Origin of the sequence: Pseudoxanthomonas kalamensis DSM 18571 (assembly GCF_010211745.1) — a bacterium.
Lineage (GTDB): Bacteria > Pseudomonadota > Gammaproteobacteria > Xanthomonadales > Xanthomonadaceae > Pseudoxanthomonas_A > Pseudoxanthomonas_A kalamensis.
Genome location: NZ_PDWQ01000001.1, coordinates 180,167 through 203,343, shown reverse-complemented (window position 1 = coordinate 203,343; position 23,177 = coordinate 180,167). Strand labels below are relative to the sequence as shown.

The following is a 23,177-nucleotide window of genomic DNA, read 5'->3' as shown; positions in this document are numbered from 1 at the left end:
CGAATCCGCCGCCGGGGTTTGCTATCGTGACGTCGCTATCGCAGCCGCAACGAGGATTCACGCCGCATGATCCGTTTCCCGACCCTGCTGGCGAGCCTGCTGTTGCTGCTGTGCCTGGCGGCCTGCACACGCCAGCCGTCCGACGATATCGCCGTAACCACGCCGCGGTTGATCCCGATGCCGGCCAGTCTGGAAACGAAGGACGGCAGCTTCGTGATTGATGCGAAGACGCCGGTGGTGGCCGATGGTGAAGCCGCGCAGCGCGTGGCGAGGCAGTTCATCGACCTGCTGGTGGCCACCGGGTCCGTGCAACCCAAGATCGGCGGTAGCGGTTCCGGCATCCGCTTCGCTCTCGATCAGACGGATACAGAAACTTCACCGGAAGCCTATTCGCTCGATATCACCGCCGATGGCATCACGATCGCGGCAAGCAGCGAGGCGGGCCTGTTCTACGGTGCGGTCACCCTGTGGCAGTTGCTGACCTCGGGCGAAGGCAATGGTCCGGTACGGCTGCCGGCCCTGCATATCGAAGATGCACCGCGCTTCGCATGGCGCGGGCTAATGCTCGACTCGGCCCGCCACTTCCAGTCGGTCGAGGATATCGAGAAACTCCTCGACGCGATGGCCCTGCACAAGCTCAACGTGTTTCACTGGCACCTGACTGATGATCAGGGCTGGCGAATCGAGATCAAGCGCTATCCGAAGCTGACCGAAGTCGGCAGTTGCCGGATTCCGGCCGGCGATGGCGGTATCGACCCGGACAGCGGCGAACCGGTGCCCTACTGCGGCTACTACAGTCAGGACCAGATCCGCGACATCGTCGCCTACGCTGCCGCGCGTCACATCACCGTGGTACCGGAGATCGACGTACCCGGTCACGCCACCGCCGCCATCGCCGCGTATCCGCAATTGGGCGTCAGCGGCGAGGCGATCGCGGTTTCGGCCGATCGCGGCATCCATGCCAATTTGTTCAACATCGAGGACGCCACCTTCGCCTTCCTCGATACGGTGCTGGCTGAAGTCACCGACCTGTTTCCCGGTACCTACGTGCACATCGGCGGCGACGAGGCAATCAAGGACCAGTGGAAGGCCTCGCCGCGGGTGCAGGCGCGGATGCGCGAGCTTGGTATCGCCGACGAGGCCAAGCTGCAGAGCTGGTTCATCGGCCGCCTGGAAACCCTGTTGGAAAAGCACGGCAAGCGCCTGATCGGCTGGGACGAGATCCTGGAAGGTGGTCTGCCGCCGGAGGCCACGGTGATGTCGTGGCGCGGCACCGAAGGCGGGATCGAAGCAGCGCGGCAGGGACACGATGTGGTGATGTCGCCGGTGGCTTCGCTGTATTTCGACTACCTGCAGACCGGGTCGACTGACGAACCGGCGGGCCGGCCGAAGCGGGTCACGCTGCAGACCGTCTACGACTTCGATCCGGTCCCCGCCGAGCTGGATGCGGCGCAGCACCACCATGTCCTGGGCCTGCAGGCCAACATGTGGACCGGCGACACGCGCACGTTTGCCGGCGTCGAACACGCCGTGTTCCCGCGCTTGGCCGCGCTGGCCGAAGCTGGCTGGACGCCGGCCACACGCAAGGACTACGCCGGTTTCCTGGGCAGGTTGCCGGCGCAGCTGCGTCGCTACCGCACGCTGGACATCGGCTACGCGCGCACGCCATTCCGGGTCGAGGTCGATGCCGAAGCGGGTGCCGTGGCCGGCACGGCGACGATCACGCTGTCCAACCCGCTCGGGTATCCGCTGCGCTACACGCTGGACGGCAGCGAACCGCACGCGGCGATGCCCGAACAGCCGTTGCGCTTCGATGTCCGATTGCCGGTGGAGCTGCGCGCGGCCGCCTATGCCAACGATGCGGCGCTGGACGTGCCGCAGGACTTGCGCATCGACCGCGACACCCTGCTGAGCCGCGACAACAAGCAGCTGGCCGCCTGTCCGGACAGCGGACCGGTGCTGCGGATGGAGGACGACGGCCCGCTGCGCGGTGAACGCGCGTTGTTCGACGTTGCCTTCCTGGCGCCGTGCTGGCAATGGAACGATGCACCGCTGCAAGGCATCGACCGGATCGAGGTCCGTGCCGGTCGCCTGCCGTATTTCATTCGCCTCAGTGCCGAAGAAGACGCCAAGCGCCGTTACCTGCCGACCACCCGCGCGTACGGCGAGCTCGATGTGCGCAGTGGCGGTTGCGACGGCCCGCGCGTGGCCCACACATCGATGCCGGCCGATCCCGACGCCGACGGCTTCGTCACCGTGCACGCCACGCTCGACCGCGAATTCGACAGTGCGCAGACGCTGTGCCTGCGCTTCAGCGGCGATACCCGGCCGGCCATGTGGCTGCTGGATCGCATCACTCTGTTGCCCGCTTCGGCCGCGGAAACGCGTTGACCCCAACGACATCCGCGACGATGCCCGCAGCGAACCCCTTTCATGAGCCACACAGGAAACTCCGCATGCCCGTCCACCGCACCCTGTGCTGCGCCCTGCTTGGCCTGTCCGGCCTGCTCGGCGTCCATTCCGCCCACGCCGCGTCGACCGGTCCGGTGACCGACTTGCTCGGGATCGAGCCCTCGGCGGCGTCGCTGGACTACCTGCAGCACCGGCAGCAGTTCCAGCTGCACAGCCTGTTGACCGAACAGCGCCACCCGGAAACGATGGACCTGAGCCGGCGCATCGCCGGCGATACCAGCGCCGGGCTGGATGCACTGTACGCAGTCGATCGCGATGTCACCCACGCCTTCGCCGAGGTCGCCGCCGACCCGGCCCGCCTTGGCCAGTTGCAGGACGCCTCGCGCGCGATGCAGGACGCCCTGCGCGGCGGCCATCGCATCTATTTCTACGGCACCGGCTCGACCGGGCGGTTGGCCGAGACCCTGGAAAGCGGCTTGTGGCGTCCGTTCTGGCAGCGCGCCATGCGCAGCAGCGCGTGGCCGAAGATCGAACAGGCCCTGCCCGGCATCGGCGAGCGTGTGCGTGGCGAGATCACCGGCGGCGACCGCGCGATGATCAGTTCGCTGGAAGGCTTCGAGGACCTGCAGCTGATCGGTCGCCTGCAATTGCAGGACAACGGCATCGCCAGCGGCGACGTGGTGTTCGCGGTCACCGAAGGCGGCGAGACTTCGGCGGTGATCGGTACCGCGCTGGCCGCCAGCGAGTTGAACCCGGGCCACCCCGAGCGCACCTGGTTCGTCTACAACAATCCGGATTCGGTGCTGCTGCCGTTCGAGCGCAGCCGGCGGGTGATCGAGGACCCGGCGATCCGCAAGATCAGCTTGCCGACCGGGCCGCAATCGATCACCGGTTCGACCCGCATGCAGGCCACCACCACCAGCCTGTATGCGTTGGGCATGGTGCTGGAGGATGCGGTCAAGCAGTTGCTGACCCCGCTGCTGACGTCCGCAGAGATGCAGGATCTGGGCTTCGACGCCAAGGCCGACATTGCCTCGCGGCTGCGCGATTTCGCCGCCATCCAGAAAACCGTCGCCGCCAGCGCGCCGCAGGTGAGCGCGTGGACTAATCGCGAGGCCGCGGCCTACGCGGCCGGCCATCACGCCACTTACCTGGCCCAGCGCGCACTGATGCCGGTATTCGTCGACGTGACCGAACGCGCGCCGACCTTCCGCCTGGCGGCGCTGGATCCGGTCGATGCCGAGCAGAGGCGCTCGTGGATCCAGGTGTGGGCGCCCACCGAGGACCCCGCGCAGGCCTGGCAGGCGCTGCTGCAACGCCCTTTCCACGGCCTTGATCCGGCGCTGTACAAGGCGCCGTTCGACACCCAGATCGACGATGCCTACCTGCATGAGGCTGCACAACGCAGCTTGGCCTTCGCCGGCGCCGAACAGCAGCATCGCTACGACCTGGCCTGGTCGCCGCACAACCGCGAGCACAACGGTCCGCAGGCCGGCGATCTCGGCGCGTTGATCCTGCTCGGCGACGAAAGCGCGCAGGCGCTCAGCCAGGCCTGGCTACACGACTTCGCCAATGCGGGCGCCGGCACCTTCGTGGTCGCGGTCGACGACGCGCCGCTGTCGGCCGAAGCGCTGGCCGCCTTGCGCGAACAGGCGCCGGACCTGCAACTGCTGCAACTGGTGGTCCCGCAGCGCGACCCGTTCGGGCTGAGCCAGATGATCGCGCTGAAGATGATGCTCAACGGTCATTCCACCGGGATCATGGCCAAGCTGGGGCGCGTGGTCGGCAACACCATGACCGCGGTGCAGCCGGGCAACCTGAAGCTGATCGGGCGCGCCACCTATCTGATCCAGCTGCACGTCAACGCGGTGCTGGGCAGCGACGCCTGGCGCAAGGCGCATGGCCAGACCGAACCGTTGAGCTATGCCGAAGCCAATGCGGTACTGTTCGACGTCATTGAGCATCGCCAGCACGATCCGGCGTTGAGCCAGAGTCCGGAAGTCGAGCTGGCCATCGTCCGCGTGCTGGAAAGCTTGCGCGAGCAGAAAGCGGTGTCCTGGGACGCTGCGGCGGAACTGCTGCAACGCCGCCGGCTGGACGATTATCTGGGCGATTTCGACTGAGGCGCCCTTACCCGCCTTCGGCCCTCTCTTCCGCAAGTGGGAGGGGGGTTCCCGACGCGGGTCAGCGCGTGCGGCCCGCCCAGCGCAGCAGCAGGTCGCGCCACGGCGTCAGCGCCGTGGCCAGTCCCAGGCCGATGCCGAGCGTATCGGCTACCGCGTCCCAGACGTCGGCCGAGCGCGTGCTGGTCCACGCACCCTGCGCCCATTCGATGCCGATCCCCAGCAGGAACAGCCCGACCGCCACCCACAGCAGGGCGCGACGGGTGGCGAACAGCTGCACCGCGCCGGCCATCAGCACGAAGTAGGCCAGCAGGTGCTCGAGCTTGTCGCCGTTCTCCGGCAGCGGCACTTCCAGCGGCGGTCGCGGCGCCAGGCAGACCCAGATCACCGTGGCCACCGCCAGCAGCCACAGGCCCAGCCACAACCCGCGTCGGCGCAGCGGCTTCAGCGCGCGCATGGCTACAGCCTCCATGTCAGGTCGCCCTCCAGGAAGGCGGCGCCGAACTCGACCCCGCGCACGAACCCCATCGCCTGGAAGCGCTCGCCCATCTCGGTGGGCAGGGTCAGCTTCTTCGCCTCGTTGGCGAACTTCAGCGACAGCGCCTCGTCGCCGCGCGCCTGCACCTCCTGCAGCCGCTGCGCCAGGCCATTGCCGAGCAGGAAGCTGGCCTGGCTGCAGTAGCCGGCCAGTTCGAACCCGGCGCCGGTGCCGGCTTCGGCCAGCGCGGTGAAATCCACCGATGCGGTCAGGTCCTGCAGGCCCGGCCAGCGATAAGCGTCGTTGTGCACGTGCTGGCGGTAAAACGCACGCAAGGTGCCGGCATCGCGTTCGGGCAGGTAGAACTCGCCGCGCGGATAGCCGTAATCGACGAACAGCATCGCGCCGTCGCGCAAGCCGCCGATCACTGCCTGCACCCAGTACGGCAACTGCGGCAGCAGTTCCGAACGGTAGTCATCGGCGAACGATCGTTGCAGGTCGCGTTCGACATGGCGCACCGCCGCCGCCAGCAAGGCGTCGGCCGGTCGGTCGACGCGGGCGAAGCCGCCATCGGCGTCGATCGCAACGCACTCCTCGAACACTTCGCCGTCGCGCAGAACGAAACGCGGAGTCGGCAGCGCGTCGATCACCTCGTTGGCGAACAGCACTCCGTTCCAGGCCGTGGCGGGCGGCGTGTCCAGCCATTCGATGCAGTCGAACACCAGCGGCGTCAGCTGGCGGGCCAGGCGTTCGCGCTGGCGTTCGCGCAGGTCGGCGCTGGGTTCGAGGATGGCGTAACGCGCCGGCATCGCGTCCAGCTGCAGCAGGCGCTTGAGCGCGGTTTCGGCGAAGGCGCCGGAACCGCCGCCGATCTCGACGAATTCCGCGTCCGGGCCCAGCTGGCGCAGCACCGGTGCCACCGCCTCGGCCACGCAGGCGGCGAACAGCGGCCCCAGTTCCGGCGCGGTGACGAAGTCGCCGGCTGCGCCGAACTTGGTGCTGCCGGCGCTGTAGTAGCCCAGCCCAGGCGCGTACAGGCAGCGCTCCATGAAGCGCGAGAACGGGATGCTGCCGCCGGACTGGCCGATCTCCTCGCCGATCAGCGCCGACAGGCGGGCGCTGTGCTGCAGGGCATTGGCGTCGGGGGCGGGCAGGGCGGCGGGCATGGCGTTTCCAATTGTGAGTCGATGGCCCGAAAGCGCCGGCCGGGGCCGCCCTAGCCAAGTCCGGCCGGCCCGCCTACCATGCTTCTCGTGCACTGCATCATGGTAACCGGATGACTTACTGCGTCGGCATCGAAACGGACCAGGGCCTGGTCTTCGCGGCGGACACCCGCACCAGCGCCTCGTTCGACGACGTGCGCGTCTACCGCAAGATGCATATCTTCGAATGGCCCGGCGACCGGGTCTTCGTCATCATGTCCTCGGGCAACCTGGCCACCACCCAGCTGACCGTGTCCAAACTGCGCCGCGACGCCGACGACGTCACCGCCAGCCGCAGCCTGCGCAGCTTCAAGCACCTGTACGAAGTGGCCGAGTACGTCGGCGACATCTTGGTGGCCAGCCAGGCGCGGGTCGGCGAGGAAGCCCAGCAGAAGGGCGTCAGCGTGCAGTCCACCCTGATCCTGGGCGGGCAGATCGCCGGCGAGCGCCCCGGCCTGTACCTGATCTATCCGCTGGGCAACTGCATCTCGACTTCGCCGGAAACGCCGTACCTGCAGATCGGCGAATCCAAGTACGGCAAGCCGATCCTGGACCGCATCCTGCGTCCGGAAACCAGTCTGGAAGACGCCGCTCGCTGCGCGCTGGTGTCGTTGGATTCGACCATCCGCTCCAACCTGTCGGTCGGCCTGCCGATCGACCTGGCCTTGGTCCGCGTCGGCGACCTGCAGATCACCCAACAGATGCGGCTGGAAGGCGACACCCCGCTGTTCGCCGAAATCCACGAAACCTGGTCGCGCAAGCTGGAAGCGGCCATGCACAGCCTGCCGCCGTTCGAATGGGAAGCCCCGCGCCCGCCGGTGCAGGACGAGGCCAAGCTGCCACCGCTCCCCCCGCGCCGTGTGGCGCCCAAGATGGACATTGCCGACGAGCAGGGCCAGCAGTAGGGCGGCCCCCGGCCCGCTGTTCGAGACTTATCGCTGTCTTCAGGGCTTCAAGAAGAAGGGGGGGGGCTTGAGTCCGCCCTGCGAGCTTGAATTAAGCCGGCCCGCGAAACGGCATCGACTTGAATGAATTGTTAGGCAGCATGTGTCGCCGCCGCTGCGATCTCAAGTTGGATGTCGGCCGAAACATTGATCCACAGCGTATGTGGCCCGAGAACCAAACGGACGCCTTGGGCAGATGCTACAGCTAGAATCTGCTGGAACCAACGACCATAGCTCCACTGCCGCGGAATAGGTGAACTGAGCGAGCGTCTGTCCGGCTCCCATGTGACCTCCATTGCCTCACGATAGGCGAATGGAAAATCTTGGGTGGCCGGCTTGATGTGCAACCGGCCTTTCTCGTCAATCTCAACGGTGGCAACGGGATCGCTTTTCATGCTGCCTAACTACTAATAGACCCCAAATCGGGGCGTAAGCGGGATTCTGGTGGCTGGCTGTTGGGTGTGTCAATCCAATAATTCCGACAAAAAACAAGGGGCTGTGCTGATATCGACGGGGGAAGTGGGATGCGGCCTTGAGGGCGTTATGCGGCAAGGATGCCTGCATATGGAATATGCCCGTAAGCCTGCAGTCATATCGAATGAGTCCGTGGTCGGGCGCCTCCCCGCTTGTTGGAGGAGGTTCGCCGCAGATTGCGAGTGAAACACTACAGTTTGCGTGCCGAGCAGGTCTATCCGTACCGGGTTTGCAGGTATATCCAGGCCAACGGCAAGTGACGCCGGTGCGATATAGGCGGCAAACACGGTGATTCGCCCATCGGTCCATAGGCTTGGATTGTGATTTCTGCGCGTTACGGCGACTGTGGAAACAAGTGTTATCGAAGGCCATCAGGGGGCGTAAGAGTTACGCCTTGAAACTAGCGGGTGGAACGGTGCTGTGTCAGGCGGTCTTGCGTGCGGCGGCAATGGCGGCGATGCGGGCCTGCTTCAGCGCTTCGCCGATTTCGGGGCCGCTGAGGCCCGATTGCACCAGGTCGCGGGCGTTGATGGCCAGGGCGGCGGCGTGCAGGCGGCGCAGTTCGGTGGCTTGCGGGTAGTCGTCGTCGGTGTGGCCGAGGCGGCCGCGGGCGTCGGCTTCGCAGGCGGTAGCGATCTGTGCGATGCGTTCGGGTTTGCGGAAGGTGTCGCAGCGGGCCAGCAGTTCGTGCACGGTGGCGTCGCGCAGTTCGAACAGGCGATGCACGTGCAGGTGCTCGCGACAGGTGGCGATGGCCAGCTCGCGGTGCTCGGCCGGCAGCTTCAGCCGTTCGCACAGGGCGCGCAGCGGTTTGATTCCCGCACTTTCGTGGCCGACATGGCGCGGCCATTGATCCGGTGGGGTCAGCGCCTTGCCCAAGTCATGGGTCAACGCGGCGAAGCCGATCAGGTCGTCGCCCGGGGCCAGTCGCGCGGCCATGTCGCTGACCATCTGCTGGTGGATGCCGGTGTCGATCTCGGGGTGGTAGTCGGCGCGTTGCGGCACGCCGTACAGCGCGTCGATTTCCGGCAATACCGCTTGCAGCGCGTGCGTTTCGCGCAAGGTGGACAGAAAGGCCGAGGGTTTCGCCGAACGCAAGGCCTTGCGCAGTTCCTGCCAGACCCGCTCCGGGACCAGTGCGTCGAGTTCGCCGGAGGCGGCGATCTGCCGCATCAGCTCCTGCGTTTCCGGCGCCAGCGTGAAACCCAGCGGGGCGAAGCGGGCGAGAAAGCGCGCCGCGCGCAGCACTCGCAGCGGGTCCTCGACGAAGGCCGGGCCGACGTGGCGCAGCACCCGCGCCTGCAGGTCGCGCGTGCCGCCGCAGGGGTCGATCAAGTGGCCGTCGTCGGCTTGGGCGATGGCATTGATGGTGAAGTCGCGCCGCTGCAGGTCCTCTTCCAGCGTGACCGACGGGTCGGCGTCGACGACGAAACCGCGATAGCCGCGTCCGCTCTTGCGCTCGGTGCGTGCCAGTGCGTATTCCTCGCCGGTTTGCGGGTGCAGGAACACCGGGAAGTCGCGTCCGACTGGCGTGTAGCCGAGTTCCAGCATCTGCTGCGGGGTGGCGCCGACCACGACCCAGTCGCGGTCGCCGGGTGGCAGGCCCAGCAACCGGTCGCGCACCGCGCCGCCGACGAGATAGATCTCCATGCGGGCAATGATGCCCGATTCATGCCTGCGCTTGCGGTTGGTGGGAAAGAGCTCGCCCCCATCCGCCTTTGGCACCTTCCCCCGCAGGTGGGGGAAGAAGAACATCGACTACGCGCTGGGGCAGGCAAAGGCCTTGCGCGGGGCGTCGATGCGGCCCTGCATGCGTTCGCTCAGCGGCAGGGCGTCGCCGTTGAGCCGCCAGTCGTAGATCACGCTGAAGGCCAGCACGCGGGCGATGTATTCGCGGGTTTCCTTGTAGCTGACCGTTTCGATCCAGAAATCGGCGTCGTAGTTCGGACGCTGCGACAGCCAGCGCGCGGTCGGCGTCGGTCCGGCGTTGTAGGCGCCGATGGCAACGTAGGGCAGGCCGTACTTGTCCAGCACTTCGCGCAGATAGGCAGTACCGAGGGCGATGTTGGTATCGGCGTCGTACAGGCTGCCCGCGCCGCCCCAGGCCCGGCCCAGCTTCTTCGCGGTGGCCGCGCCGGTGGACGGCAGCACCTGCATCAGCCCGCGCGCGTCGGCCGGCGAGCGCGCGCGCGAATTGAACACGCTCTCGGCGCGGATCTCGGCCGCGACCCAGGCCGGGTCCAGCGCATGGCGGGCGGCTTCGCGGCGGATTGCGGCGTCGTGGTGCAGCGGGAAGCGCAGCGAATACAGGCGATATTCGTCCGGGTTCTGGCCGAGGTAGAACACTGCGCGATCGAACCAGGCGTTGTCCTGCGCCACTTCCACCGCCAGCCGGCGCTGGGTGTCGTCGAAGCGGGCCATCGCCGATTTCCACTCCTGCACTGCCCAGCCGCTGCGTTCAAGCTTCCACAGCTCCATCGCGCGCACGATGGCCGGGTCGCGGGCGATGGCGGCCTTGGCGGCGGCGGTGTCGTCCGGTTCCCACGGGCACAGCGCGTAGGGCAGGCCGAGCGTGTCGGCGGCGAGGAAGCCGTGGAAGGTCGATGCGCGCGCCGCCAGCGCGTACAGTCGCCGGGCCTCGGCGGCTTCGCCGGTCTTCTCGGCCAACCGCGCTTCGAAATAGCGCCAGCGCGAATCGTCGCGCTGCGCGGCTGGCATCCGCCGCAGCGCGCGCAGGGCGTTGCGCCAGTCGCCGCGTGCCATCGCTTCGCGCACCTGCCATTCGTGCAGGCGCTCGTCGTAGGCGGCGTCGGGGACCTCGTCCAGCCGCCGCGCCGAATCGGGCAGGTACGAGGCCACTGTCCACAGCGCGATCTGGTACTGCACCTGGCCGCGCTGGGCGGCGCTCATGTCCAGCGCGTTGGCGTAGGCCGGCAGCTGGCGTTCGGCCAGGTCGGGGTCGCGTCGGCCCTGCCGCATCAGGCCGTACATCGCCATCTGCCGACTGCGTTCGGTCTTCGGCCAGTCCAGTGCGCGGGCGTGCGGGGCGTCGATGAAGGCGGCGTAATCGTTGGCCAGCGCTTCGTCGGCGCTGCGCAGGTCGCGGGCGATGTGGCGCATCACCCCGGTCTGCCCGGCCTCGGCGGCCAGGTCGATGCGTTGCCAGCGCAGCTCCGGGCCCAATCCGCCGCGGCTGGCCAGCAGAGCGAACACCGGATCGCAGGCATTGGGCAGCGACTTGCCGCTGCTGGTCCAGACCGCCTGCGCGTCGGCGGTCCAGGCGTCGTCGAGATGGCCGGTGGCCTGGCGCGCGTTCAGCCAGGCGCAGCGCAGGCCGGCATCGTCGTTCGGCTGCCAGGCGGCCAGGAAGGCCGGCCATTCCTGTCGCCGCGCCAGCGCGGCCAGCCAGTGATCGCGGAAGCGTTCGGCCACGGCCTGGCCGGCGTAGCGCTTCAGGAATGCCTCGCCGCGTGCGCGTGACAGCGTGTTGACGTTGCGCGAGAGGTCGGCGAACTCGACCCAGCCGTTGAGAGGATGGCTGGCCACGGCCGGGAAATCCTGCGCCCGGTAGTCGCCGCGTTCGGCGGCGCGCAGCGCGTTTTCGATCTGTGGCCGGCCCGCGTCCAGATCCTGCGCGTGCAGCGGCGGCAATGCCGGCAGCCACAGCACTGCGGCAAGAATGAGAGAATCGAAACCCTTCATGCGCCGCATGGTACGGGACGCGCTCTGAATCGGTGGTGCATCCGCGCCGGCGGTGGAGCATCGCGAAGGAGAAACGTTTGGAATCGATGTGGGTGTTTCCGCTGCTGGGTGTGGTCGCCGGCCTGCTGGCGGGTTTGCTGGGGATCGGCGGCGGCCTGGTGCTGGTCGCGGCGCTGGTATGGCTGCTGCCGCAGTTCGGGGTGCCGAAGGACGCGGCCATGCACGCCGCGCTGGCCAGTTCGCTGGCCAGCATCGTGCTGACTGCGGCATCGTCGGCGTTTTCGCACCATCGCCGCGGCAGCGTGATGTGGCCGACGGTGGCATGGATGGTGCCGGGGCTGCTGTTGGGCGGCTGGCTGGGCAGCGGGCTGGCGGTGAAAGTGGACGATGCGGCGCTGCGCTGGATCGTGGCCGGGTATTGCCTGCTGGCGGCGTGGCAGATGCTGCGCGGCGGACGCCGCGACGGCGTCGCCGCGACCGCGGTGCCGCCACCGACCGGGTGGCCGATGAGCGGCGCCGGTGTCGGCATCGGCGCGCTGTCGGCGGTGGTCGGCATCGGCGGCGGCAGCATGACCGTGCCGCTGCTGGTCTGGCGCGGGGTGGCGCCGGTGCGTGCGGTCGGCACTTCCAGCGCCTGCGGGGTGGCGATCGGCCTGGGCAGTGCGCTGGGTTACGCCCTGCATGCGCCGGCCGGGGCGCTGCCGCAGTACGCCGTCGGTTACGTGTACCTGCCGGCGGCGATCGGGGTGGCGGTGGCCTCGGTGTTGGCCGCGCCGTGGGGCGCGCGGCTGGCGCACCGGATCAGCGGGCAGTCGCTGAAGCGGATCTTCGCCGCCTTCCTGCTGCTGGTCGGTCTGAGCGTGGCGCTGGGCGGCTACTAGGCGGCGCTGCGGCCGGCGTCGCCGGGAATCTGCAGGGCGCTGGCCGGGACTTCGATGTCCAGCGCCAGCGCCAGATGGTCGGAATTGGCCGCCGGCATCGCCCGCGGCGCGACGCCGTTGAGTTCGGGGCTGACCAGGATGTGGTCGATGGCCCGCTGCGGCCGCCAGCTGGGGAAGGTCGGTACCCGGTGCGCCGGCGGCGCCAGCCGGGTGCGCGCGTACAGCAGTTCCATCTCCGGGCGGTCGCAGGTGCAGTTGAAGTCGCCCATCAGCGCGACATGGCGGTAGCCGGACAGCAGTTCGGCCAGGAACGACAGCTGCGAGCGCCGCGATTGCGCGCCCAGCGACAGATGCGCTACCGCGACCACCAGGCCGTCGTCGCCCTCGCCGAAGCGGCCGAGCAGCACGCCGCGCCCGGCGATGCGGCCGGGCAGGGAATGGTCGGCCACCTCCACCGGCTCCAGCCGGCTCAGCAGGCCGTTGGCGCTGCCGGCGACCTTGGCCACGTTGCGGTTGGGCTGGTGGCTCCAGTAGCCGAAACCGGCGCGTTCAGCCAGGTAGTGGGTCTGGTTGGTGAAGCCCGAGCGCAGGCTGCCGGGATCGGCCTCCTGCAGGCCGACGATGTCGTGGCCGCTGGCCAGTTCGGCGATCGTATCCAGACTACTGCGCTTGTTGCCCGCCGGCAGCGCGTGCGACCAGCTGCGGGTCACGTAGTCGCTGTAGCGGCGGGTGCTGGAGCCGGCCTGGATGTTGGCGCTGAGCAGGCGCAGCCGGCGGATGTCCGCGGAGGCAGTCATGTGGGGGGTGATCGGGGGTCCGGATCAGCGCACGCCGCCGGCGCGTTCCATCGCGATCAGCGCATCGGCGTTGTGCAGCACCTGCTCCCAGCTCTGGCCCTTGGGGATGTACTTGCCGTTGATGACGATGCTCGGCGTGCCGGTGACCTGGTTGCGGGTCGTGAACTGCTTGGCCTTGCTGATCCTGCCGGCGATGGCGAAGCTGTCCATGGTGCTCTGGAACTGCTTGGCGTCGACGCCGTGGCGGGCGTAGAAGGCGGCGATGTCCTCGACCGAATCGCGGCCGCGCTCGCCTTTCAGCGTGCGCTCGGTATGGATGGCGCGGTACAGCGCGTCGTGGGTCTTTTCCTGCACGCCCATGATCTGCGCAGCATAGAAGGCGCGCGCGTAGTCGTCCCAGGTGCCGCCGAACGGCGCCGGCACATAGGTGAAGCGCACGTCGCCAGGTAGGGTGGTCTTCCAGTGCGACACCAGTGGCTGGAAGGCGTTGCAGGCCGGGCAAACGTAACCGAACACCTCGACGACCTCGACTTTGCCGGCCAGCGGGTCCAGCGGCTGGCCGCCGGGGATCTCCAGGTAATCGGTACCGGGCACCAGCGCCGGACCGGTGTACGGCGCGGCGGGCGGCGGTGGTGCGGTCGGCGCGGCGGTCTCGGCGGTCTCGGCCTCGACGGTGGTGGCTTCGGTGTCCTGCGCGCTGTCCGCGGCCTCGGGGACGTCTGCTTCGGCTGTGGTGGCTGGTTCGACGGCGGCCGGGGCCTGTTCGACGGCGGCGGGCTCGACGGCCGGGGTGGCGACCGGCTCTTGCTTGCTGCAGGCGGACAGGGCCAGCACGGCCAGCAGGGGCAGGAGGTGACGCAGTTTCATCGGCGGGACTCCGGAATCGGGTTGCAGGCGGACACTATGCCCGCTGGCGAGGGATTTTCAATGTCGTGATGGCCGTTCAGCGGCCCTTGCGCAGGGCTTGCCGCTCATGGGCGACCAGCGCCTCGGCGGTCTTCAGCAGGTCGTCGAAACTGTTTCCGCCGATCACCAGGTACTTGCCATTGACGATCAGGCTGGGGGTGGCGGTCACCTGCGCCTGCATGGCCCAGTCGCGCGCGCGCTCGAGGTCGGCGTCGACCTCCGGCCCGCGCAGCGCAGCCATGAAGCGCGCGCGGCCCACGCCCTGGCTGGCGTAGAAGCTGGCGATCTCGTCGGCCGAGGCGTTCTGGATCGGCAGCGAATGGTTCAGGTGCAGGGCGTCGAACACCGCCTGATGGGTGCTCTGCTGCACGCCGAGCCGGCGCGCGGCATAGAAGGCGCGTGCGTACGGGATCCAGTAGCCGCCGAACGCGGCCGGCACCGGTACCACCTGCACGTCCTTCGGCAGCTGGCGCTTCCATGCCTGCAGGATCGGTTCGAAGTGGTAGCAGTGGATGCAGGTGTAGCCAAAGACCTCGGCCACCTCGATCTTGCCGGCCTGCGGCGCGAACGGCTTGCCGCCTTCGATCAACCGGTAATCGACGCCTTCCTGCAAACCGGGGATCGCCGGTGGCTCGGCCAGTGCGGCGGCGGGCAGCAGGGACAGGCACAGCAGCAACGGAAGCAGGACGCGGATCAGGGGCTTCATCGGCTCTCGGTGACGGCGAACGGGGCGGGCGACCCGGCGGCCGCGTCCGGACATGATCGTGCCGGGGGGATGAACGCAGCCTGCCATGCCGGCCGCAAAGGCGGCCGGGCGGTCAGTGCGCGGCGGCGGCGACCGTCTCGCTGCCGCCGCCGGCAGCGTCGTCGGCGCGGTCGTGCAGGCCCTGCAGGTAGCTGGACAGCGCCTGGATTTCCTGGTCGGTCAGCGAATGGGCGACCTGGGCCATGATGTTGAACAGCGCCGGATCGGTCTGCGTGGTGGTGCCGGTGCGGTATTCCTGCAGGCGGGTGACCAGATACTCCTGATGCTGGCCGCCGAGTCGCGGATAGGCCGGGCCCGGATTGCCGGCGCCGGTCGGACCGTGGCAGGCCATGCAGGCCGGGATTTCGCGGCTGGCGTCGCCGGAGCGGTACAGCTGCTGGCCGATCTCGTAGAACTTCATGCCGGCGTAGGGGCCGTCGGCGACCACGCCGTCGTCGGCCAGGCCGGCGCCGCCCGTCTGGGTGGCGAAATAGGCGCCGATGTCGCGCATGTCCTGCGCGGTCAGGCCCTGCACGAACGGCACCATCGCCACGACCGCGCCGCTGTTGCGCTGGCCGCTGGCGATCAGCGCCATCTGGTGGGCGATGTAGCGCTCGCTCTGGCCGGCCAGGCGCGGGTACATGGGCACGATGGAATTGCCGTCGGCGGCATGGCAGGCGGCGCAGACCGACGCCTTGCCCTGCCCGGCCTGGGCGTCGCCCCAGACGGTCTGGCTGAGGTCGAGTTCGCTGCCGACCGATTCCAGCGGCACGGTTTCGACCGGGTTTTCTTCCGGCAGCGGCGCCACCGTGGTCTGGGCGTAAGCCACCACCGCCACGGCCGCAGCGGCCAGTCCGGCAAATCCCAAAACGCGAGCGTGGCGCATGCTAGAGCTCCGTGAACACAGGAAACGCCGTCCGACGACGGCTGGAAACCCCCGAATTATCGTCATGCCGGACCGGAATGGTCAATTCTCGCGCCCATCGGCCGCGGCCGTGACGGGTGCGAGGCCCCCGCTCGTGCCATCCTAGCGGCATGTCGAACCCGTCCAATCCGCTCAATGCCGCGCGTTACCTGCTGTCGGCGCATACCCGCACGCAGCTGCCGGCCGACGCCGGCGCCGAGGTCGCTTTCGCCGGCCGCTCCAATGCCGGAAAGTCCAGCGCGCTCAACGCCTTGACTGGCCACAACGCGCTGGCGCGGGTGTCCAAGACCCCCGGCCGCACCCAGCAACTGGTGTTTTTCCAGGTCCGGCCCGACCAGCACTTGGTCGACCTGCCCGGCTACGGCTACGCCAAGGTGCCGCTGGAGCTGCAGGCGCACTGGCAGCAGTTCATCGACCAGTACTTCGCCAGCCGCCATGCCCTCCGCGGGCTGGTGGTGGTGATGGACATCCGCCACCCGCTGAAGGACTACGACCGGCAGATGCTGGGCTATGCCGTGCAGCGCGGCCTGCCGGCGCACGCGCTGCTGACCAAGGCCGACAAGCTGGGCCGCGGCCAGCAGGCGCAGGCGCTGCAGGCGGTGCGCAAGGCGCTGGCCGAAGCGTATGGCGACGGCGTGAGCGTGCAGACGTTCTCGGCGGCGTCGAAGCAGGGAGTCGAGGAGGCGCGGGCGGTGGTGATGGGCTGGCTGGCCCTGCTCTGAGCCCGGACTTCAGTCCAGTTCGATGATCGCGGCACTCTTGCCCGCGATCCGCAACGTACCGCCCAGTTCGACGGCTTTGCCTGCCAACACGTCGGTGCCGCGGTCGCCCGGCTTCACGAAATCGGCGAAGCGGTCCAGCGCCAGTGTTGCCGTGCCGGGGTTCCGGTTCAAGGCGACGAACACCGTGCGGTGGTGGTCGTCGTGGCGGAAGTACACGTACACCCCGTCCTGCGGCGCGTAGTGGGTCAGCCGGCCGTTTTCCAGCACCGGCGCGCGCTTGCGCCACTGGAACAGCCTGCGCACGTAGTCCTGCGCATCGCGCTGTTCCGGCGACAGCCCGCGTCCGCTGAAGGCGTCGGCGCCGTCGCCGGCCCAGCCGCCGGGCATGTCGGCGCGCAACAGGCCATCGTTGCGTTCACGCGGACCGCGCAACAGCACTTCCGAGCCGTAGTAGAACTGCGGTGTCCCGCGCGCCGTGGCCAGCCAGGCCATCGCCAGCTTCCACAGGCGGAGGTCGCCGTCCAGATGCGCCAGCAACCGCGGGCTGTCGTGGTTTTCGACGAACACCATCAGGCGATCCGGATCGGGGTACAGGAAGTCGTTGCCCAGCATCTCGTACAGCGGCGTCCAGCCATCGTCCCAGCCTTGCGGGTGCAGCAGCGCATCGCGCAACGCCAGCTGGGTGGGGAAGTCGATCATCCCGGTCATGTGCGGCACGTGGCCGTCGGGATTGAGCTTGCCGCGCTGCCAGTGGGCGACGATCGCCGGATTGGGGCTCCACTCCTCGCCGACCATCGACAACTCCGGGTATTCGTTCATCACCGCCTGCGCCCAGGCGCCGAGGAAGTCGGTGTCGGCATAGCCGAAGGTGTCCTCGCGAATCCCGGCCAGGCCGGCGTATTCGATCCACCACAGCGTGTTCTGGATCAGGTAGGTCGCCAGATGCGGGTTGCGCTGGTTGAGGTCGGGCATCGATTCGGAAAACCAGCCCTCGACGAAACGCGCGCGGTCTGCGGCCGCGGCATGCGGGTCCTGGATGGTGGTGCGGCGATTGTTGGTGGGCGCAAACCGGCCGCCGTTGTTGATCCAGTCCTGGCTTGGCAGGTCGCGCATCCACCAGTGCTGCGAGCCGATGTGGTTCAGCACCACGTCCAGGATCAGGCCGATGCCGCGTTCGCGCGCCTCGTGCGCCAGCGCACGATAGTCGGCGTTGCTGCCGAAACGCGGGTCGATCCGGTACAGGTCGGTGATGGCGTAACCGTGGTAGGAATAGGCGGGCTGGTCGTTTTCCAGCAGCGGCGTCGGCCAGATCCGGGTGAATCCCATCGCGGCGATATAGTCCAGGTGGCTGCGGATGCCGGCAATGTCGCCGCCGTGGCGGCCGTTGGAGTCGGCGCGGTTCGCCGCTTCCCGCATGCCGTCGATGCTGTCGTTGCCGGGGTCGGCGTTGGCGAAGCGGTCCGGGGTGATCAGATAGACCGCATCGTTGCCGCCGAAGCCGCGCGGCGGGGCGGGGTCGCGCGCATCCAGGCGCCACGGATGGGCCGTGACGACATCGCCGTCGTCGAGGAGTTCGATGTCGAACTCGCCGGGCGCGGTATCGGCGGCGATCTCGACGGTGACAAACAGGTAGTTCGGATTTTCCGTCGTCTGCACCTCGACGATGCGCACGCCCCGGTGCCGCAACCGCGGTGTCAGCGCCGAAATCGCGTTGCCATGCACCATCAGTTCGATCCGGTGGTGCTTCATGCCGACCCACCAGTTGGCCGGTTCGATGCGGTCGATGCGGGTGGCCGCGTGCGTCCCCGGCAGGAGCGCAACCAGCAGCAGCAAGCACAGGATCGTCGCCAGTCGCACGGCAGCAGCTCCGGGTCGATGGGGTGCCGCGCAGGCTACAAGCGCGGTTCACCGGCGACAACGCTGCGACAGGTTGAATTCGTATGTGCGGTGCCGCAGCAAACCCTGCGCGCGTCAGACCGTCACATCGAACAGGCGGCCGATGGCGGCGGCGGCCGCCATCGCCAGCGCGCCCCAGAACGCGACCCGCAGCGCGCCGCGCACGACCGGGGCGCCGCCGATCCGTGCGGCCATCCCGCCGGACAACAGCAGGCCGAGCACGGTGGCGACCGTGGTGATCGACGCCACCCGGTCGTCCGGGGCCAGCACGGCCACGGCGATCGGCAGCAGCGCGCCGACGGTGAAGGCGGCGGCCGAGGCCAGCGCCGCCTGCAACGGCCGCGCACGCAGGGTTTCGGTGATGCCGAGCTCGTCGCGCGCGTGCGCGGCCAGCGCGTCGCGCGCGGTCAGCTGTTCGGCCACCTGCGCGGCCAGCGCAGGCTGCAGGCCGCGTTGCACGTAGATCTGGGTCAGTTCGTCCAGCTCGCTGCCGGGCTCTTCTTCCAGCTCGCGCTTCTCGGTCGCCAGGTCGGCCGCTTCGGTATCGGCCTGCGACTGCACCGAGACGTATTCGCCCGCGGCCATCGACATGGCGCCGGCGACCAGCCCCGCGACCCCGGAGGCCAGGATCGTCTCCGGACCGGCGCCGCTGTTGGCCACGCCGACCACCAGGCCGGCGATCGAGACGATGCCGTCGTTGGCGCCGAGCACGCCGGCGCGCAGCCAGCCGGCGCGTTGCGTGCGGTGCCGTTCCGGATGGCGGCTGGGCGAAGGTGGTCGGGTGCGCGGCATGGCGGACAGCCTAGCCAATGCCGATGGCCGTCGCAGAGATGAGACGCGTTCGTGCCCATGTCGTGCTCATGCCATGCCGTGCTCATGCATGGAACGCTGGAAACCGCCGACCCGGGCGCGGACGGCCCGCCGGGCAGGCTATAGTGCCGCCCGGCGATGCGGTCAGCCGCAGCTCGCCATCGCACCTCACCACCCGTCCGAGCCCGCCTTGTCCAGCGCCAGCACCGCCGCCGACCTGCCGATCACCGACCGCGCGCAACTGGCCGCCTACCTGCAGGCCGGCGAAAAGCCGCGCGCGGACTGGCGCATCGGCACCGAGCACGAGAAGTTCGGCTTCCGCCTGGACGACCTGCGGCCGCCCGAATTCGACGGCGAGCGCGGGATCGAGGCGCTGCTGAAAGGCCTGACCCGGTTCGGTTGGGAGGCGCAGGAGGAAAACGGCCGGGTGATCGCCCTGCTCAAGGACGGCGCCTCGGTCACCCTGGAGCCGGCCGGCCAGCTGGAACTGTCCGGCGCGGCGCTGGAGAGCGTCCACCAGACCTGTGTCGAGGTCGGCAGCCACCTCAACGAGGTGCGCCAGGTCGCCGACGAACTGCGGCTGGGCTTCCTGGGCATGGGTTTCCAGCCCAAGTGGCGGCGTCAGGACATGCCGTGGATGCCCAAGGGCCGTTACCGGATCATGCGCGACTATATGCCCAGGGTCGGTTCGCTGGGCGTGGACATGATGACCCGCACCTGCACCGTGCAGGTCAACCTGGACTACGCCGACGAAGCGGACATGGTGAAGAAGTTCCGCGTCTCGCTGGCGTTGCAGCCGGTAGCCACGGCGCTGTTCGCCGATTCGCCGTTCACCGAAGGCCGGCCGAACGGTTACCTGAGCTACCGCTCGCACATCTGGACCGACACCGACGCCGACCGCACCGGCATGCTGGACTTCGTGTTCGAGGACGGCTTCGGCTACGAGCGTTACGTCGACTACATGCTCGACGTGCCGATGTACTTCAGCTACCGCGATGGCATCTACCACGACGCCAGTGGACAGAGCTTCCGCGATTTCCTCGACGGCCGCCTGCCGGTCCTGCCGGGCGCGCTGCCGACCCTGCGCGACTGGTCCGACCACCTGACCACGGCGTTTCCGGAAGTGCGGCTGAAGAAGTTCCTGGAGATGCGCGGTGCCGACTCCGGCCCGTGGAGCCGGATCTGCGCGCTGCCGGCGTTCTGGGTCGGCCTGCTGTACGACGATGCGGCGCTGGACGCGGCCTGGGACCTGGTCAAGGATTTCAGTCTGGCCGAGCGCCATGCGTTGCGCGACGGCGTGCCGCAACACGCCCTGAAGCTGCCGTTCCGCGGCGCCAGCGTGCGCGAACTGGCGCGCGAGGCGCTGAAGATTTCAATTGCCGGCCTGCGCCGCCGCGCCCGCCTCAACGGCAACGGCGCCGACGAGACCGCCTTCCTCGATCCGTTGCTGGAGATTGCCGAAGCCGGGCAGACCCCGGCCGAACGCAAGCTGGAGCTGTTCCACGGCGAGTGGAACGGCGACATCGACCCGGTATTCCGCCAGTTCGCCTACTGAGGCGACGACCGCCGCACGGCGGGGAGGCGGCTATCAATTTCGTCGCCGGCTCAGTCGGCCTTCTTGATCACTCGCTTCTTGCCCGGCGTGGTCGCGGCCGGGGTCAGCAGCGACTTGGCCGGTTCCTCGGCGGGGGCGACGGTTTTTTTGGTGACGGTCTTCTTGGCGGCCTTCTTGGCCGGTGCTTTCTTCGTGGCGGCTTTCTTCGCCGGCGCCTTCTTCGCCGCGGGAGCCTTCTTGGCCGGGGCCTTCTTGCCGAAACCGCGGCGCGCCGGTTTGCCGGTTTCCTCCAGCAGTTTCTGCACCTCTTCCAGGGTCAGTGAGGCCGGCTCACGATCCTTGGGAATCTTGCCGTTGAGCTTGCCGTCGCTGATGTACGGGCCGAAGCGGCCGTTCAGCACCTGGATGTCGCTGCCGTCGAATTCCTTGATGATGCGGTTGCGGGCGATTTCTTCCTTCTCCTCGATCAGGAACACCGCGCGGGCCAGATCGATGGTGTAGGGGTCGTCTTCCTTCTTCAGCGAGGCGTAGGTGCTGCCGCGCTTGGCGAACGGGCCGAAGCGGCCGATGCCGACGCTGACTTCCTCGTCGTTGCTCAGCCCCAGCTTGCGCGGCAGGCGGAACAGGTCCAGCGCATCTTCCAGCGAGATGGTGTGCATCGACTGGCCGGGGCGCAGGCTGGCGAAGGTCGGCTTTTCCTCGTCCTCGACGGTGCCGATCTGCGCATACGGCCCGTAGCGGCCCAGGCGCACGCTGACCGGCTTGCCGGACTTGGGGTCGGTACCCAGTTCGCGCGCGCCGGTGGCTTCGCTGCGGTCGACCGATTCGGACTTCTCCGCGACCAGATCCTTGAACGGGCCCCAGAACTTCTCCATCAGCGGCACCCATTCCTCCTCGCCGCGGCTGACCGCGTCCAGCTCGTCCTCGAGCCTGGCGGTGAAGTCGTAGTCGACGTAGCGGGTGAAGTGGCTGCTGAGGAACTTGGACACCGCGCGGCCAACGTCGGTCGGTCGGAAACGGCGGTTCTCCAGTTCCACGTACTTGCGGTACTGCAGGGTCTGGATGATCGAAGCGTAGGTGGACGGCCGGCCGATGCCGTATTCCTCCAGCGCCTTGACCAGGCTGGCTTCGGAGTAGCGCGGCGGCGGCTCGGTGAAGTGCTGGTCGGCGTGGATGCGGTCCAGCGGCACACGATCGCCCAGCTTCATCGCCGGCAGCTTGCGGCCTTCGTCGTCGTCCTCGGCCGACTTCTGGTCCTTGCCTTCCTCGTACACGGCCAGGAAGCCGGGGAACACCACGGTGGTGCCGCTGGCGCGGAAGCCGTGCTCGCTGCCGGCGGCCAGGTCGACCGAGACGGTGTTCAGGATGGCCGGCACCATCTGGCAGGCCACGGCGCGCTTCCAGATCAGCTCGTACAGGCGGCGGCCGTCGTCGTCCAGGTACGTGGCCACCTGCGCCGGCGTGCGCAGCGCGCTGGTCGGACGCACGGCCTCGTGCGCCTCCTGCGCGTTCTTCGACTTGGTCTGGTAGAAGTTGGGCTTGTCCGGCAGCGATTCGGTGCCGAAGTCGCGGGCGATGACGTCGCGGATCTCCGACAGCGCCTCCTGCGACAGGTTCACCGAGTCGGTACGCATGTAGCTGATCAGGCCGACGGTGCCTTCGTCGCCCAGGGCCACGCCTTCGTACAGCTTCTGCGCCACCCGCATCGTGCGCGAGGTGGTGAAGCCGAGCTTGCGCGAGGCTTCCTGCTGCAGGGTGGAAGTGGTGAACGGCGGCGCCGGGCGGCGCTTGCGCTCCTTGCTGGCCACGTCGGTGACGTGCAGCGCGCCTTGCGCAGCAGCGGCAATCCGCGAGCGCGCATCTTCGGCGGTATCGCCGTCGGTGATGGTGAACTGCTCGAACTTCCTGCCGTCCAGCCGGGTCAGCTTGGCGGTGAACGCCTGCGAGGGATGCGCGCACTCGGCCTCGATGCTCCAGTACTCGCGGGCGACGAAAGCCTCGATCTCCTCCTCGCGCTCGACGATCATCCGCAGCGCCGGCGACTGCACGCGCCCGGCCGACAGCCCGCGCTGCACCTTGCGCCACAGCACCGGCGACAGGTTGAAGCCGACCAGGTAGTCCAGCGCGCGGCGCGCCTGCTGGGCATCGACCATCGGCTCGGAGATCTGCCGCGGCTGCGACATCGCCTCGCGGATCGCGCGCGGCGTGATCTCGGTGAACACCACCCGCTGCAGGGTCTTGTCGTCCAGCAGGCCGCGCTCCTTCAGGATCTCGGCGATATGCCAGCTGATCGCCTCGCCTTCGCGGTCCGGGTCGGTCGCCAGGAAGATGCCTTCGGCGGCCTTGGCGGCCTTGGCGATGGCCTCGACGTGCTTCTCGTTCTTGTCGATCAGGTCGTAGCGCATGGCGAAGCCGTGGTCCGGGTCGACCGCGCCTTCCTTGGGCACCAGGTCGCGGACATGGCCGTACGAGGCCAGGACCTGGAAGTCCTTGCCGAGGTACTTGTTGATCGTCTTGGCCTTGGCGGGCGATTCGACGATGAGGAGGTTCTTGGCCATGGGCGGGGCGGTTCCGGGCGCGGCCGGGGCCGCGACGAGGCAGTTAG

The 23,177-nt window shown here is 68.5% G+C and carries 18 protein-coding genes; 6 read left to right on the top strand and 12 right to left on the bottom strand.

The window, feature by feature from the left end:
• Positions 1 to 66: 66 nt before the first annotated feature.
• Both CSC70_RS00930 and CSC70_RS00925 read left to right on the top strand, forming a co-directional pair.
• Positions 67 to 2,391 carry a beta-N-acetylhexosaminidase gene (locus CSC70_RS00930; RefSeq protein ID WP_162454759.1) on the top strand — a complete coding sequence of 775 codons (2,325 nt, stop codon included), beginning with the start codon at positions 67 to 69 and terminating at the stop codon, positions 2,389 to 2,391.
• A 65-nt stretch (positions 2,392 to 2,456) separates the two neighbouring features.
• Positions 2,457 to 4,535 carry an N-acetylmuramic acid 6-phosphate etherase family protein gene (locus tag CSC70_RS00925; protein ID WP_162454758.1) on the top strand — a complete coding sequence of 693 codons (2,079 nt, stop codon included), beginning with the start codon at positions 2,457 to 2,459 and terminating at the stop codon, positions 4,533 to 4,535.
• 61 nt (positions 4,536 to 4,596) lie between these two features.
• On the opposite strand, the gene CSC70_RS00920 is transcribed toward CSC70_RS00925, so the two are convergent.
• Positions 4,597 to 4,992, bottom strand: a complete 396-nt coding sequence (locus CSC70_RS00920) for a VanZ family protein (protein ID WP_162454757.1) — start codon at positions 4,990 to 4,992, stop codon at positions 4,597 to 4,599.
• A gap of 2 nt (positions 4,993 to 4,994) precedes the next feature.
• Positions 4,995 to 6,179, bottom strand: coding sequence for a class I SAM-dependent methyltransferase (locus tag CSC70_RS00915; protein WP_162454756.1), 1,185 nt, complete (start codon positions 6,177 to 6,179; stop codon positions 4,995 to 4,997).
• Positions 6,180 to 6,289: 110 nt separating this feature from the next.
• Here CSC70_RS00915 and CSC70_RS00910 point away from each other — a divergent pair, with 110 nt between their 5' ends.
• A complete protein-coding gene (locus CSC70_RS00910; RefSeq protein WP_162454755.1) occupies positions 6,290 to 7,120 on the top strand; it encodes a proteasome-type protease in 831 nt (276 codons plus the stop codon).
• Between the two features lie 131 nt (positions 7,121 to 7,251).
• Here the strand turns inward: CSC70_RS00910 and CSC70_RS00905 are convergent, their stop codons facing one another.
• The 3 genes from CSC70_RS00905 to CSC70_RS00895 form a co-directional block, all read right to left on the bottom strand.
• Entirely contained in the window at positions 7,252 to 7,554 is a 303-nt protein-coding gene (locus tag CSC70_RS00905) for a hypothetical protein (RefSeq protein WP_162454754.1), read from the bottom strand.
• Positions 7,555 to 8,056: 502 nt separating this feature from the next.
• Entirely contained in the window at positions 8,057 to 9,283 is a 1,227-nt protein-coding gene (locus tag CSC70_RS00900; protein WP_162454753.1) for a multifunctional CCA addition/repair protein, read from the bottom strand.
• Between the two features lie 108 nt (positions 9,284 to 9,391).
• A complete protein-coding gene (locus tag CSC70_RS00895) occupies positions 9,392 to 11,335 on the bottom strand; it encodes a transglycosylase SLT domain-containing protein (protein WP_162454752.1) in 1,944 nt (647 codons plus the stop codon).
• Positions 11,336 to 11,421: 86 nt separating this feature from the next.
• Between CSC70_RS00895 and CSC70_RS00890 the strand changes: the two genes are divergently transcribed.
• A complete protein-coding gene (locus CSC70_RS00890; RefSeq protein ID WP_162455307.1) occupies positions 11,422 to 12,216 on the top strand; it encodes a sulfite exporter TauE/SafE family protein in 795 nt (264 codons plus the stop codon).
• On the opposite strand, the gene CSC70_RS00885 is transcribed toward CSC70_RS00890, so the two are convergent.
• The 4 genes from CSC70_RS00885 to CSC70_RS00870 all read right to left on the bottom strand — a co-directional run bounded on the left by CSC70_RS00885 (position 12,213) and on the right by CSC70_RS00870 (position 15,550).
• The gene (locus tag CSC70_RS00885; RefSeq protein WP_162454751.1) at positions 12,213 to 13,013 is read right to left on the bottom strand and encodes an endonuclease/exonuclease/phosphatase family protein; all 801 of its coding nucleotides are present in this window, start codon (positions 13,011 to 13,013) and stop codon (positions 12,213 to 12,215) included. The genes CSC70_RS00890 and CSC70_RS00885 overlap by 4 nt on opposite strands.
• 24 nt (positions 13,014 to 13,037) lie before the next feature.
• Entirely contained in the window at positions 13,038 to 13,880 is an 843-nt protein-coding gene (locus CSC70_RS00880) for a thiol:disulfide interchange protein DsbA/DsbL (protein WP_162454750.1), read from the bottom strand.
• Between the two features lie 76 nt (positions 13,881 to 13,956).
• On the bottom strand, positions 13,957 to 14,625 hold the full coding sequence (locus CSC70_RS00875) for a thiol:disulfide interchange protein DsbA/DsbL (RefSeq protein ID WP_162454749.1): 669 nt from the start codon (positions 14,623 to 14,625) through the stop codon (positions 13,957 to 13,959).
• 112 nt (positions 14,626 to 14,737) lie between these two features.
• Positions 14,738 to 15,550 (bottom strand): c-type cytochrome, encoded by an 813-nt coding sequence (locus CSC70_RS00870; protein WP_162454748.1) that lies wholly within the window; start codon positions 15,548 to 15,550, stop codon positions 14,738 to 14,740.
• A gap of 149 nt (positions 15,551 to 15,699) precedes the next feature.
• Here CSC70_RS00870 and yihA point away from each other — a divergent pair, with 149 nt between their 5' ends.
• Positions 15,700 to 16,311 (top strand): ribosome biogenesis GTP-binding protein YihA/YsxC, encoded by a 612-nt coding sequence (yihA, locus tag CSC70_RS00865; protein ID WP_162454747.1) that lies wholly within the window; start codon positions 15,700 to 15,702, stop codon positions 16,309 to 16,311.
• 9 nt (positions 16,312 to 16,320) lie between these two features.
• Here yihA and CSC70_RS00860 read toward each other — a convergent pair whose 3' ends face one another.
• Positions 16,321 to 18,168 (bottom strand): glycoside hydrolase family 13 protein, encoded by a 1,848-nt coding sequence (locus CSC70_RS00860; RefSeq protein WP_162454746.1) that lies wholly within the window; start codon positions 18,166 to 18,168, stop codon positions 16,321 to 16,323.
• A gap of 114 nt (positions 18,169 to 18,282) precedes the next feature.
• The gene (locus tag CSC70_RS00855; RefSeq protein WP_162454745.1) at positions 18,283 to 18,999 is read right to left on the bottom strand and encodes a VIT1/CCC1 transporter family protein; all 717 of its coding nucleotides are present in this window, start codon (positions 18,997 to 18,999) and stop codon (positions 18,283 to 18,285) included.
• Between the two features lie 208 nt (positions 19,000 to 19,207).
• Between CSC70_RS00855 and CSC70_RS00850 the strand changes: the two genes are divergently transcribed.
• Positions 19,208 to 20,572, top strand: a complete 1,365-nt coding sequence (locus CSC70_RS00850) for a glutamate--cysteine ligase (protein WP_162454744.1) — start codon at positions 19,208 to 19,210, stop codon at positions 20,570 to 20,572.
• Between the two features lie 50 nt (positions 20,573 to 20,622).
• On the opposite strand, the gene CSC70_RS00845 is transcribed toward CSC70_RS00850, so the two are convergent.
• On the bottom strand, positions 20,623 to 23,130 hold the full coding sequence (locus tag CSC70_RS00845) for a DNA topoisomerase I (RefSeq protein WP_162454743.1): 2,508 nt from the start codon (positions 23,128 to 23,130) through the stop codon (positions 20,623 to 20,625).
• Positions 23,131 to 23,177 lie beyond the last annotated feature (47 nt).

Bases quoted from the DNA above. Each gene is read 5' to 3' on its own strand.
- CSC70_RS00930 (WP_162454759.1), top strand. From the start codon at position 67: ATGATCCGTTTCCCGACCCTGCTGGCGAGCCTGCTGTTGCTGCTGTGC.
- CSC70_RS00925 (WP_162454758.1), top strand. From the start codon at position 2,457: ATGCCCGTCCACCGCACCCTGTGCTGCGCCCTGCTTGGCCTGTCCGGC.
- CSC70_RS00920 (WP_162454757.1), bottom strand. From the start codon at position 4,992: ATGCGCGCGCTGAAGCCGCTGCGCCGACGCGGGTTGTGGCTGGGCCTG.
- CSC70_RS00915 (WP_162454756.1), bottom strand. From the start codon at position 6,179: ATGCCCGCCGCCCTGCCCGCCCCCGACGCCAATGCCCTGCAGCACAGC.
- CSC70_RS00910 (WP_162454755.1), top strand. From the start codon at position 6,290: ATGACTTACTGCGTCGGCATCGAAACGGACCAGGGCCTGGTCTTCGCG.
- CSC70_RS00905 (WP_162454754.1), bottom strand. From the start codon at position 7,554: ATGAAAAGCGATCCCGTTGCCACCGTTGAGATTGACGAGAAAGGCCGG.
- CSC70_RS00900 (WP_162454753.1), bottom strand. From the start codon at position 9,283: ATGGAGATCTATCTCGTCGGCGGCGCGGTGCGCGACCGGTTGCTGGGC.
- CSC70_RS00895 (WP_162454752.1), bottom strand. From the start codon at position 11,335: ATGAAGGGTTTCGATTCTCTCATTCTTGCCGCAGTGCTGTGGCTGCCG.
- CSC70_RS00890 (WP_162455307.1), top strand. From the start codon at position 11,422: ATGTGGGTGTTTCCGCTGCTGGGTGTGGTCGCCGGCCTGCTGGCGGGT.
- CSC70_RS00885 (WP_162454751.1), bottom strand. From the start codon at position 13,013: ATGACTGCCTCCGCGGACATCCGCCGGCTGCGCCTGCTCAGCGCCAAC.
- CSC70_RS00880 (WP_162454750.1), bottom strand. From the start codon at position 13,880: ATGAAACTGCGTCACCTCCTGCCCCTGCTGGCCGTGCTGGCCCTGTCC.
- CSC70_RS00875 (WP_162454749.1), bottom strand. From the start codon at position 14,625: ATGAAGCCCCTGATCCGCGTCCTGCTTCCGTTGCTGCTGTGCCTGTCC.
- CSC70_RS00870 (WP_162454748.1), bottom strand. From the start codon at position 15,550: ATGCGCCACGCTCGCGTTTTGGGATTTGCCGGACTGGCCGCTGCGGCC.
- yihA (WP_162454747.1), top strand. From the start codon at position 15,700: ATGTCGAACCCGTCCAATCCGCTCAATGCCGCGCGTTACCTGCTGTCG.
- CSC70_RS00855 (WP_162454745.1), bottom strand. From the start codon at position 18,999: ATGCCGCGCACCCGACCACCTTCGCCCAGCCGCCATCCGGAACGGCAC.
- CSC70_RS00845 (WP_162454743.1), bottom strand. From the start codon at position 23,130: ATGGCCAAGAACCTCCTCATCGTCGAATCGCCCGCCAAGGCCAAGACG.